This window comes from Pseudoalteromonas sp. QJM3NY_12, from assembly GCF_056173165.1.
On record NZ_CM149661.1, the window covers coordinates 570,099 to 582,415 of the forward strand.

Annotated in this window: 10 protein-coding genes; 6 read left to right on the forward strand and 4 right to left on the reverse strand. The window is 40.1% G+C overall.

The window, feature by feature from the left end; genetic code table 11:
* Nucleotides 1-21: 21 nt before the first annotated feature.
* On the forward strand, nucleotides 22-1,149 hold the full coding sequence (locus AC0VZ5_RS02725) for a response regulator (protein WP_178954978.1): 1,128 nt from the start codon (nucleotides 22-24) through the stop codon (nucleotides 1,147-1,149).
* Nucleotides 1,150-1,922: 773 nt separating this feature from the next.
* Here AC0VZ5_RS02725 and queG read toward each other — a convergent pair.
* The 4 genes from queG to AC0VZ5_RS02745 form a co-directional block, all read right to left on the reverse strand.
* Nucleotides 1,923-3,056, reverse strand: a complete 1,134-nt coding sequence (gene queG, locus AC0VZ5_RS02730) for a tRNA epoxyqueuosine(34) reductase QueG (RefSeq protein ID WP_178954980.1) — start codon at nucleotides 3,054-3,056, stop codon at nucleotides 1,923-1,925.
* 71 nt (nucleotides 3,057-3,127) lie between these two features.
* Nucleotides 3,128-4,348, reverse strand: coding sequence for a methyl-accepting chemotaxis protein (locus AC0VZ5_RS02735; RefSeq protein ID WP_178954982.1), 1,221 nt, complete (start codon nucleotides 4,346-4,348; stop codon nucleotides 3,128-3,130).
* A 58-nt stretch (nucleotides 4,349-4,406) separates the two neighbouring features.
* Nucleotides 4,407-5,111, reverse strand: coding sequence for a glycerophosphodiester phosphodiesterase (locus AC0VZ5_RS02740; protein ID WP_178954984.1), 705 nt, complete (start codon nucleotides 5,109-5,111; stop codon nucleotides 4,407-4,409).
* On the reverse strand, nucleotides 5,108-5,974 hold the full coding sequence (locus AC0VZ5_RS02745) for a DMT family transporter (protein ID WP_178954986.1): 867 nt from the start codon (nucleotides 5,972-5,974) through the stop codon (nucleotides 5,108-5,110). Before AC0VZ5_RS02745 ends, AC0VZ5_RS02740 begins: the two co-directional genes overlap by 4 nt.
* A gap of 328 nt (nucleotides 5,975-6,302) precedes the next feature.
* On the opposite strand from AC0VZ5_RS02745, the gene AC0VZ5_RS02750 reads away from it, so the two are divergent.
* From AC0VZ5_RS02750 to rlmB, 5 genes are all read left to right on the forward strand, one after another.
* On the forward strand, nucleotides 6,303-7,406 hold the full coding sequence (locus AC0VZ5_RS02750; RefSeq protein ID WP_475474153.1) for a sensor histidine kinase: 1,104 nt from the start codon (nucleotides 6,303-6,305) through the stop codon (nucleotides 7,404-7,406).
* Nucleotides 7,403-8,017 (forward strand): response regulator transcription factor, encoded by a 615-nt coding sequence (locus AC0VZ5_RS02755; protein ID WP_178954990.1) that lies wholly within the window; start codon nucleotides 7,403-7,405, stop codon nucleotides 8,015-8,017. Before AC0VZ5_RS02750 ends, AC0VZ5_RS02755 begins: the two co-directional genes overlap by 4 nt.
* A gap of 129 nt (nucleotides 8,018-8,146) precedes the next feature.
* Nucleotides 8,147-8,881: an enoyl-CoA hydratase/isomerase family protein gene (locus tag AC0VZ5_RS02760; RefSeq protein ID WP_475474156.1), complete on the forward strand. Its 735-nt coding sequence runs from the start codon at nucleotides 8,147-8,149 to the stop codon at nucleotides 8,879-8,881.
* Nucleotides 8,882-9,089: 208 nt separating this feature from the next.
* Nucleotides 9,090-11,549 carry a ribonuclease R gene (gene rnr, locus AC0VZ5_RS02765; protein ID WP_055012887.1) on the forward strand — a complete coding sequence of 820 codons (2,460 nt, stop codon included), beginning with the start codon at nucleotides 9,090-9,092 and terminating at the stop codon, nucleotides 11,547-11,549.
* Entirely contained in the window at nucleotides 11,546-12,289 is a 744-nt protein-coding gene (gene rlmB, locus AC0VZ5_RS02770; protein WP_475474158.1) for a 23S rRNA (guanosine(2251)-2'-O)-methyltransferase RlmB, read from the forward strand. Before rnr ends, rlmB begins: the two co-directional genes overlap by 4 nt.
* Nucleotides 12,290-12,317: the final 28 nt, after the last annotated feature.

Sequence of the window (12,317 nt, forward strand, 5' to 3'; positions counted from 1 at the left end):
GATTTATATGGACGAAAAATTATGGCTTTAACTAAAATTCTTGCAGTCGACGATGAACCATTTAACCTCGAAATAATAGAAGAAATCCTAGAAGAATTAGATTTTGAACTTAAGCTGGCTTCGAGTGGCCCGGAATGCTTGAGCATGGTTGAAGAGTATATGCCGCAGGTTATCTTACTTGATGTAAGCATGCCAAAAATGAATGGTTACGAAGTATGTAAAGAGCTCAAAGCGAACCCTAAAACACAAGATATTATAGTGATGTTTGTATCGGCAAGGGGGACAGTTGAGGAACGTATGGAAGGTTATTCAGTAGGTGCTGAAGACTATATTGTAAAACCGTTTGGGCACGATGAGCTTAAGCAAAAGCTGAATAAGTTAAATCAAGTATTAATAGAAAAACAACAGCTTGAAAAGCAAGTAAAAGAAGCTACCTCAACCGCTTTTGATGCTATGGCAAATAGCAGTGAAATGGGTCAAATAGTTAACTATGTTGAAAATATCGGTTTTGTCAACGATGTAGAAGAGTTAGGTAAGGCATTAGTGGAGTGCTTACAGACATTTGGTCTACAAAGTAATATTGAATTTAGATGTAACGACACCAAATCGCACTTTGCTTTAAACGGTGTGTGTTCGCCGATTGTGATTGAGTTATTTGAAATGCTTAAAAACAAAGGTAGGTTACATGAGTTTTCTCATCGTATTTTGGTTAATTACGAGCTTGTCAGTTTATTGATTTTGAATATGCCAGAACAAGATGAGCAGAAGCATGGGCGTATACGTGATCATATTTGTTTTATTGTAAGTGTAACCGAACAGCAATTGCGGGCTATTACTACTAAGAAAATGTTGGTTTCGCAGCAAGAGCGATTAAACAAAGTGGCGAGTACTGTTCACAGTAAGTTTCATAGTTTAATTGGATTGCTTAACGACAGCCGGATAAATAACGAAAAAGTATTTAAACAACTTCAAGAGGAGTTAGAAGAGCGGATCCCAACTATGGGACTCGATGAAGACCAGGAAGTGTTTATCTACAAAAAAGTCGACGAAACGATTCAAAATTCGGTGGCACGTCAAGAATCTGTTGATCAGGTTAAAAAAGCGTTCGCAGAGATAGAGCAAGATCTCGCTTTATTGTTGAAAGGTTAAAGGTGCGGGCTACGGGCTGCGAGGCGCGGGGTAAATTCCTTGCTACGATTGGACAAATTAACTTGTAACAGCGACTTTATGTCGCGTCTTTTAAAGGTTAAAAACGAAAGTATGCATTACAGGTTAACTAAGAGCTGTACTTTAATAGTGGCTTCTTATTTACTCCTCATTCTCTTCTCTGTGTTAAATTAGATGTTAGTAAATTATGCACAAAGAGGGCTAAGAGGTCACAGAGGAAGTGATTACAGACAAGGGCTAAAGGTGCGGGTTACGGGCTGCGAGGCGCGGGGTAAATTGCTTGCTACGATTAGGCAGCTAACCTGTAGCAGCGACTTTATGTCGCGTCTTTTTAAGGTTAAATACGAAAGGTATGGTAACAGGTTAACTAAGATCGGTATTTTAATTGTGGTTTCTCATTTACTCCTCATTTTCTTCTCTGTGTTAAATCAGATATTAGTAAATTATGCACAAAGAGAGCTAAGAGGTTACAGAGGAAGTGATTACAGACAAAGGCTAAAGGTGCGGGTTACGGGCTGCGAGGCGCGGGGTAAACTCCTTGCTACGATTGATACATTTACTTGTAGCAGCGACTTTATGTCGCGTCTTTTAAAGGTTAAATACGAAAGGTGTGCGCTACAGATTAACTAAAATCTGTACTTTAATTGTGGCTTCTCATTTACTCCTCATTTTCTTCTCTGTGTTAAATCATATATTAGTAAATTATGCACAAAGAGAGCTAAGAGATCGCAGAGGAGGTTAAAAGGGTAAAAGGCTTATGCGTCTCTGGGTAAGCCTTTTTCAACTATACGAATTAACCGTGCTGTTTTACGCAACTTTTGCCTTTGTTTATCGTGTTGCTGGGCGAGTGCCCAATTTATATGTTCACCCACCAGATCACTGACTGTTTGGCGTTTATCTTCGAGTGCAGCAATAATTGCCGGGCTAAAATCTGCGTTACCTAATCCAACGGCTATATTTCGTAGCCAACGTTCATGGCCAATGCGGCGGATTGGACTGCCCTCGGTATTTTTTAAAAAGGTAGTTTCATCCCAAGCAAATAACTCGAGTAAATCTTTGTTTTTTAATTGTGTACGAGGATGAAAGTCAGCCTCATCGGTAATTTGTCCGTAGCGGTTCCATGGGCATACCAATTGGCAATCGTCACAGCCATAAATGCGATTTCCCATTAATGTTCTGTATTGCTCAGGAATAGCGCCTTGATGCTCTATAGTTAAATACGAAATGCACTTACGCGCATCAACCACATAAGGTTCTACAATAGCACCAGTGGGGCATAGTGTTATGCAGGCAACGCATTTGCCGCAGCCCTCAAAAGTGTTTTCGTTATCAATAGGTAAAGGTAAGTCGACAAAAAGCTCTCCTAAAAAGAACCAAGAACCCGCCTCTTTATTTATTAATAAAGAATGCTTTCCGCGCCAGCCTAATCCCGCTTTTTCAGCGAGTTGACGTTCAAGTACAGGGGCTGAATCAACAAAAGGCCTAAAGCTATAGTCACCCACATATTGTTCAATTTTTTTACCTAACTGTTTGATTCGGTTGCGCATCAACTTATGATAGTCACGGCCAAGGGCATATCGACTGATATAGGCTTTTTCGGTATTTTTAAGGTTTTTGGCAAAGCCAGAATCAGGTGGGAGGTAATTCATTTTAACTGAAATAACCCGCTGTGTTCCGGGTACTAGCTCATTAGGGCGAGCACGCTTCATACCATGGGCTGCCATATAATCCATTGAGCCATGAAAACCCGCATCAAGCCATCGCTGCAGCTGTGCTTCATGCTTAGTTAAATCAATGTCAGTAATACCCACTTCACTAAAGCCAAGTTCTTGACCCCATAGCTTTATTTGCTGGGCTAGCTGTTCATAATTTAGATTGACGTCGCTCACATGCTTCACACAGTTATATTATAAGCCGCGTAATTTAGCATAATCGCGGCTTGGGTAAAACTAGTCAGGCCCTAGCCTACAAAACGCTTTAACTGTTGTTGGGTTTGTTGACTTAGTTTTTGTGATTGCTCAGAGTCATGCAATGCGGTGTCTATTTGTTGCTTTGCTTGTTCGCCAAGCGCCACAATTTGTTCAACCGATTCATGGGTTTGATTTTGTGTATCTTCAAGTAAATGAACTGCGTTAGCTATTTGCTGTAATTGCTGCTGATTATGCTCAAATTCATTGAGCATTTTTCCAAAACCTTCTGAGGTATCGTTGATTGCAGCTTGTGCGTTATTAGAGTGACTAATTAACTGCTGAGACTCTTTATTGGTTTCATTAACCAGCTCATTCATTTGGGTAATAAAATCACTAATTTGGCGGGTTGCATCACTTACTTTAACCGATAGGGTGCGAACTTCATCGGCAACCACGGCAAAACCTCTCCCTGCCTCTCCGGCGCGCGCTGCTTCAATTGCCGCATTAAGCGCTAATAAATTAGTTTGATCAGAAAACTCTTCTACCATTTTTAAAATGCTACGAATGTTTTCACTATTCTCTTTTAAGCCTGCAATCGTTTTAGAAAAACTACCCAGCATTTCATTAATAAGTCTCACCTGTTCAACCAGTTTTGACAGTTCGCTCGCAGAGAGCTTAACAAAACTAAGATGTTCATTATTTACCTGATGTACGCTATCAGTGTTACTTACGATATCTTGTAGGCTTTGGGTAATTTGGTTGCTGGCATTAATTATGGTGTGGCTTAAATTAATTTGCTGTTCGCTTAGCTGCTCTGTGTGCTGCATTGATTGCGTTACTTGGCTATTACTTTGCACGCTTTCCTGAGCGCTGCTGTAGGTCGTATTTAATAAGCTGTTTAAATGCGTAGTAAACTGATTATATTGTTCACTTAAATCTCTAAATTCATCAAAAGTAAAATGAGGAAGTTTGGCAGCTAAGTTGGCATCTTGTTGATTAATATTAATCAACGTATCGCGCATGGCTTTTACCGGGCGCACAATTAAAAAGCGCATATAAAAAATAGTAAATATAAAACCGGCAACAATCAGCAGGGTTAATGCCCAAAATAGCCCTGTGCTTTGTTGATTTTCAGAGAGGCTACTGTGTAACCAAAATAATGTAATAGCTTGAAATAAAAATACAAAGCTTAAATTACCCACTATTTTTCGGGTTAAAGTAAAAAATAGAGTTTGTTCTAAAAAGTTATAAATACGCATGTAGCTACTCATTAAATAGTGACCTACTAAATTATTGTTTTTATAGCATAAATAGCAATTAAATAATTAGTTATAGTTCATTTAATTGCGCCAAAAAATGCTTAGTTCGTTCAGGGTCGTTAGTAAAAATGCCATCAACACCACAGGCAAGCATCAGTTTAATATCTTCAACTTCATCTACGGTGTAGGCAAACACCTGTAAGCCGCGCAGTTTGGCATCGTCAACAAACGACTTGTTCATAAAGTTTTTGTCAACATGAATGCTAAAGGCCTGTAAGTCTTCAGCAAACTTCGCATACTGCAATGGAATTGATGCAGTAAGTGCGCCAATTTTAAGCCAAGGCAAGCGGTTCTTTAGCCAGTGTAGTTGATGATGATTAAATGATGAAACTAAAATATTGCCTGCTGATATCTTATTTGCAGTAATATTCATTTCTAGTTGCGCAGCAAACTTTTCTAGTTCAAAAGTATGTTTTAGCTCTAAATTAAGTAAGGTTTGGTTGCTATTCCAGTCAATTAGTTGTTGTAGGGTAGGTACTTGCTCACCATTTCCCGCATCAAATTGTTGAATTTGCTGAGCGCTTAGGTCGCACACTTTACCTTTACCATTAGTGGTTCTATCTAGATAGGTATCATGAATAATCACGTAGTCATCAAGTGCGCTTTGTACATCAACCTCAATGCCATCTACATTTGCTTTTAACGCCGCCATAATGGCGCTATGTGTATTTTCAGGAAAGTGTGTGCTTGTGCCTCTATGAGCAAATATTTTCATGGCTGCTTTTTCCGTGAGATTGACCAAGTTTCAAAGCACGCAGCACTAACAATCAGTGCGCCACCAATCAGGGTCATCACTGAAGGGCGTTCGTGCAAAATAATTATAGCCAGTATTGTGCCATAAAGGGGCTGTAAGCAAGAAATCAATCCAGCGGTCGCTGCTGATAAATGTTTTAAACTCGCTGCAAATAACGAATGCGGCATCGCAGTAAACACCACACCGGCGATAAGCAACAATATTAAATCAGTATCATTAATTTGTGTTATGGGTACTTCAATAAATGTACATAGCATCAGGCTTGCCACTAACGTTTGATAAAACATGGTTTGCGGTCCACCATACTCGCTAAAGTAGCGTTTATGGGTAATATTACGAAGAGCAAAAAACAACGCTGATACCACCCCCGTCAAAACACCTAAAGTGATGTCATCGCCTAAATTAACGTTAGGGATCAATAAATAAATACCAATAATCACCACCACAGCGCTTATTATATCTTTTGCTTTGGGCTTACTTTTATTAAATAGAGGCTCTAAAAATACCGTGATCACGGGATAGGTAAAAAAAGCTAACATGCCCACGGTAATTCCCGCCAATTGCATGCCTGCAAAGTAGGTTACCCAGTGGATACCTACGGCAACGCCTAATAAAATGGCAATCACATAATCTTTGGCGTGATGCAGCTTAATTGGTTTTTTTTGCAAAGTCAGTAGCACACAAATTGCCACCCCAGCGATAGCCGCGCGATAAGCGGTAATATCTAATGCATTCAAACCAATTAGCTTTGCGAATAAGGCGGTGCCGCCAAATAAAAGGACGGCAATATGTAAGTAAATTAAGCTTTGTTGTTGGGACTGCACGAGATTTCCTTGTCACTTTTTTTGGCTATATTAGCATTGCTTTTACACTCAGAAGATGAATTTTTCTATTTCATGACAAATGTCAGCCAAGTTAATGACACTTCACACTCTTATATATTTTATCTAATGGCATAGTTACTTTACTTATATTGGAGGGTGTTATGAATTCCTTAATTTTAATAAGCTTAAGCATTAGCGACTTTGTAGAAACACTAAGTTTAACTGCGACTTATGAAGATTGTTTTATGTTCGCATTCATTTTTATGTTATTAATATTTATTAATAAAAATAGTGCTATAAACAAAAACAATAGGCCAGAGGTATTAGTATGAGTTCGCTAAGTAGCTTTTCTCAACAAACGGATAAAACGTTTTGGAAGTATGGCCATTTAATTTTTACCGGCTTTTATTTATTGCCATTAATTATTAATTTTGACCAATTTACAAAAAGCCAAATGAGCCTATGTTTAGCTTTTTATATTGCTTTTATTATTTTGTACATAAAAGCAATTAACTGCAATAACACAAAAATTACCCCCTTATTTTTAGCCTTGCTCGCCATTTGTTTTAGCGCCACTTTTTTTACCTCTGGCACACCTACTTTGTATGGTTTTGTTGCTTATGTGGCAGGGTATAGTTATACCCAAAAGCAGCGGTATTATGCCGCATTAGCTATTATAATCGCGCTTTTTACAAGTTCGTATTTAAGCGATATAGGAAAGCTTCAGTACTTTTTGGCTGTGGCATTAATATTATGTGCCGCCTTATTTAGCTATGGAATTGCAGCAAAAAGAGAGCGCGAACATAAAAAGCGCGAACAAGAAAGCGCAAAGCAATTGGAGCAACTAGCAGCCATTGCTGAGCGTGAACGCATAGCCCGAGATTTACATGATATTTTAGGTCACTCACTGTCATCAATAGCTTTAAAAGCTGAACTTGCGAATAAACTAAATCAAGGTGAACGATACGCGCAGGCTAATAACGAAATAGCCCAAGTAGCAGATCTTGCAAGACAGTTACTGAGTGATGTACGAAACGCGGTAAGTGATTTAAAGCAGCTCAACTTAAACAGCCAAATAACACAGCTAAAACAAACACTCAAAGAGCAAGGCTTTAACATAAAATTTAACGTTAATTTAGCGACGTTACCTGCCAAGGTTGAGGGCATTGCGAGTCTTATTATTAAAGAGTCAGTGACTAATTTATTACGCCATAGCAGCACAAAAATCGGTTCTATTAATATAGAACAAACAAAGCGGCAATTACTTATTGCCGTTATTGATAACGCGCCATGCACCACATTAAAAGCGGGAAATGGTTTAAATGGCATTAAAGAGCGAGCAGAGCAATTAAACGGCAGTGCAAAATTTACCTGTGGCGATACATTTACTTTAAACGTTGTACTGCCATTAAGTGCTGAGGATTTAAAATGATCAAAGTATATTTAGTTGAAGATCAAGCGCTGGTGCGCGACGCAGTTGCCGCTTTATTAAGCCTCGACTTTAATATTGAGGTAATTGGTCAAGCATGTAATGGGCGAGATGCGTTAAATGAAATCAGCGCGCTTAGTAAAGACTTACATCCAGATATCATTTTAACGGATATAGAAATGCCAAGCATAAATGGCATTGAGCTTAGTGAGCAAATAGCCGCTAAATATCCTGCAATTAATATGGTAATTATGACCACTTTTTCACGTGCTGGTTATATTAGGCGCTCTTTGAATGCGGGTGTTAAAGGTTTTATTTTAAAAGAAGCACCCAGCGAAGAGCTAATAAACGCGTTAAAAAAAGTAATGCAAGGGCAAAAGGTGATTGACCCAGAACTTGCCATTAATGCCCTAGACGATGCCGACCCACTCACAGATAAAGAGCGTAAAGCCTTAAAGCTTGCAAGTGATGGCTTAAAAACCAGCGAAATAGCTAAGCAGCTCTATATAAGTGAAGGGACAACGCGTAATTATTTATCTGATGCGATTGCAAAGCTCAATGCCACAAACAGGATAGATGCAGCGCGTATCGCTCGGCAAAAGGGATGGTTATAAATAACTTCTTTAATGATTACAAAAATAGGCACTTTATAAATTTTATACAACGTATTACTATTCAGTGCATAACTATAAAAGTAACGAAAAGTGCTAAAAGCGCAGCTAAATGCACTCAAAGAGGCTCGAATGACCGCATTAATAAAAATTACCACTGAGCAAAACGTGGCAATACTTACCATGAATACCGCTGAAAACCGCCATAACCCTAGTTTTATAGCTGAACTTAATCAACACTTAGATAGCATAGAAGCCAATGGCGATATTAACGCCGTAGTATTAACCTCAAGCAGCGATAAAAGCTGGTCATTGGGAATAGATTTACAGTGGATGGCAAGTTCAGATAACACGCCTGCAGTTATTGCCGATTTTATGAATTCGATAGGGCAGTTATTTAAACGCATAGTGACGTTTCCTATGCCTATCATTGCTGCACTAAACGGTCACACTTATGGTAATGGCTCGGTGTTGGCATGTGCCTGTGATTTTCGGTTTATGAAATCGGACAAAGGCTTTTTCTGCTTTCCTGAAGTTGATGTACTGGTACCGTTTGTACCGTCTATGTTTCCGATTATTAACAAAGCGATTAATCCTCAATTTTTTAACCGCTTAGCTATGACTGGCGAGCGTGTTGACGCGCACAAACTGCTACAACAAAATGTGGTAGAAGCGATTTTTGCTGATGAGCAAGCCTTGCAAACGGGTGTGTTAGAGTTTGCGCAAAGCTTTAATAAAAATCGTTGGATATACGCTCAAAACAAAACCCAAATGAACAAACCAATACTCGATGTTATGGCTGCACAAGATTCGGCTTTTATTGAACATATCAGCACGCTATTGTGGAAGAAACTACAGCAAAAGTAAGCTGTTTTTATAAAAGTGAGTAAACATCAGCACAGCTAATTTACTCACTTTTATGTGCATTAATTAAGTAGGTGTTAAGTGTTATTTAGCTACATTGCTACAAAATGCAAAAGCTAATAACGCTTTATTAAAAGTTTAATGGCTTTTACCTGTCTCATTTCGAGTATATGAGTTAAAATGCTTACATAACCAACTAACAAGATAGTGAATGTCAAACCAAGATCCAAATCTCAGTCGAGAACAAGAAAAGTACGAAAACCCAGTCCCTAGTCGTGAGTTTATACTTACTCACCTTCAAGAGCGTTCAAAACCTGCTAATTACACGCAACTATGCGAAGAACTCGCGGTTAACGATGAAGAACGACAAATAGCATTTAAGCGCCGACTTCGTGCCATGGAGCGCGACGGGCAATTGTATTTTAATAAATTTAAATGTTATGCCCTGATTGACGAAGCCGGTTTAACCAAAGGCAAAGTTGTCGGTCACAGAGACGGTTTTGGCTTTTTAGAAGTTGAAGGCGAGAGCAAAGACTGGTTTATTGCTAAGCATCAAATGAATATGGTGCTACATGGCGACATTGTTCTTGCGAAAGGCACTAAGCGTGGTTCAGGCTCAAAATGCGATGCCCGTATTATTAAAGTGCTTACTAATGAGCGAGCGCCTATTGTTGGCCGCTATTTTGTTGAGCATGGTATTGCCGTTGTGGTTGCTGAAGATCCGCGCATTACCCAAGATATTATTATTCTACCGGGTAACGAAAAAGGCGCACGCCACAACCAGATGGTGCAAGTGCAAATAACTCAAAATCCAAGCCGCAATATGAATGCGGTAGGTAAAGTGATTGACGTATTAGGCGAGCATTTAGCACCGGGTATGGAAATTGAAGTTGCGCTGCGTAATCACGATATTCCACACGTGTGGCCAGAAGAGGTTGAACAACAAGTTGCCCACTTAGGTGAATTTGTTGAAGAAGCCGATAAGCAAGGCCGTGTTGATTTACGCGGCTTGCCGCTTGTCACTATTGATGGCGAAGACGCTCGCGACTTTGATGATGCAGTTTATTGTGAGCCTAAAAAATCAGGTGGCTGGCGTTTATGGGTAGCCATTGCCGATGTATCCCATTATGTAGGTATGAACACGCCGCTTAACAAAGAAGCGATAGAGCGCGGTAATTCAGTGTATTTCCCTGAGCAAGTTATTCCAATGCTGCCAAAAGTATTGTCTAACGGTTTGTGTTCGCTTAACCCTGAGGTTGATCGCTTGTGTATGGTTGCAGAAATGACCGTATCGCAAGAGGGTAAGCTGTCGGGCTATAAGTTTTACGAAGCACTAATGAATTCGCATGCTCGTTTAACCTACACCAAAGTAAATGCCATTTTACAAAATGACGAAAAGCTCCGTAAAGAATACGCAGCTGTAGTGCCACATTTAACTGACTTACAGCAAATGTACATGGCATTAAAAGCAGCACGCCAAGAGCGTGGTGCAATTGAATTTGAAACACTCGAAACCCGTTTTGTATTTAACGCACAACGTAAAATAGAATCTATTGTGCCAGTTATTCGTAACGATGCGCACAAGCTGATTGAAGAATGTATGATTTTAGCCAATGTATCGGCGGCTAAATTACTTGAGAAACACGAAGCAAGTGCGTTATTTAGGGTGCATGATGAACCTGATAGCGAAAAACTGGGTAACTTTACTCAGTTTTTAACTGAGTTGGGTATTGAGAGCACGCTAAGCGATGAACCTACCCCGAAAGAAATCACTCATGTATTGGCTCGTTTAGGGGACCGTCCTGAAGCTGAACTTATTCAAACTATGCTACTGCGCTCAATGAAGCAAGCGGTATATCAGCCAGATAACATAGGTCACTTTGGTTTAGCATTATCAGCTTATGCGCATTTTACCTCGCCAATTCGCCGTTACCCCGATTTAGTGGTACACCGTGCAATTAAAGCGGTGTTAAAAGCGCAGGGCCAACAAACGTCAGGTGAATATGCCTACAGCGATGATGAAGTCGATCAACTTGGTGAGCAGTGTTCTACCACTGAGCGCCGCGCAGACGATGCCACCCGTGAAGTAGCCGATTGGCTAAAATGTGAATACATGCAAGATCATGTAGGCACGGAGTTTAACGGGGTTATTTCATCGGTTACTAATTTTGGTTTATTTATTCGTTTAGATGATTTGCAAATTGATGGATTAATTCATGTTACCAATTTAGGTGATGAATACTTCCAACATGATGCGGCTAAACATTGCTTGGTGGGTGAACACACACATACGGTTTATCGTTTAGGCGATAAAGTAACTGTACAAGTTGCCTCGGTAAGCTTAGATGATCGCCGAATTAACTTAACGCTTAAAGGCGATGTGGCTCAAGATCGTTATGCGCGTCGTCGTGCGCCAAAAAAGAATGCCCCAGCAAGTGTTCGCTCGCAACTTAAAGCCGGTAAAATACCGGGTAAAAAGTCAGCAAGCGACAGTAAAAAACCAAAAGGTGGAAAAAAGCCTGCAAGTAAAACTAAAGCAGCGGGTAAATCTAAAGTAACAGCGGATGACACCACCGCGAAGAAAAAAACCAAAAAGAAAGCGGTCAAAAAGCCTAAAAGACCAGGTAAAAATGCCCGTAAACGTAGTAGCCCAGGAGCAAACAATTCGTGAGTAATGAATTAATTTTTGGCTTTCACTCTGTTGAAGCAATTTTAGCAAAAGAGCCAGAGCGCTTTATAGAAATATACGCCCTTAAGGGACGTGATGATAAGCGTTTATCGCCTGTGATTGAGCAAGCGCGTCAGTTTGGTATTTCAGTACAGTTTATGCAACGAAAAGCGCTTGATAACAAAGCGAAAGATGAACAGCATCAAGGTATTATCGCCAACGTAAAAGCGGCGCGAGTGTTTAATGAAAAAGATCTCGATGAGATCATTGAACGTGAAGACACGCCATTTTTACTGGTACTTGATGGCATTACCGATCCGCATAATTTAGGTGCTTGCTTACGTAGTGCCGATGCAGCGGGCGTGCATGCGGTGATTGTTCCTAAAGACAAATCAGCAAAGCTTAATGGCACAGCACGTAAAGTGGCCTGTGGTGCAGCAGAAACGGTACCGCTTATTCAGGTAACTAACCTTGCACGTACATTACGTGAAATAAAAGACGCGGGCGTTTGGGTTGTAGGTACTGCCGGTGAAACCGACATACATGTATTTGATGCCAGCTTAACAGGCCCAATGGCGATTGTGATGGGTGCTGAAGGTGAGGGCATGCGCCGCTTAACGCGTGAGCATTGTGATGTGCTCGTTAAAATCCCAATGGCAGGCACGGTTTCAAGTTTAAATGTATCGGTAGCAACCGGCATTTGCTTATTTGAAGTGTTACGCCAGCGCGCAGAAACAAATTAAGCCTAAGCTAATCACATAGGCATTAAAA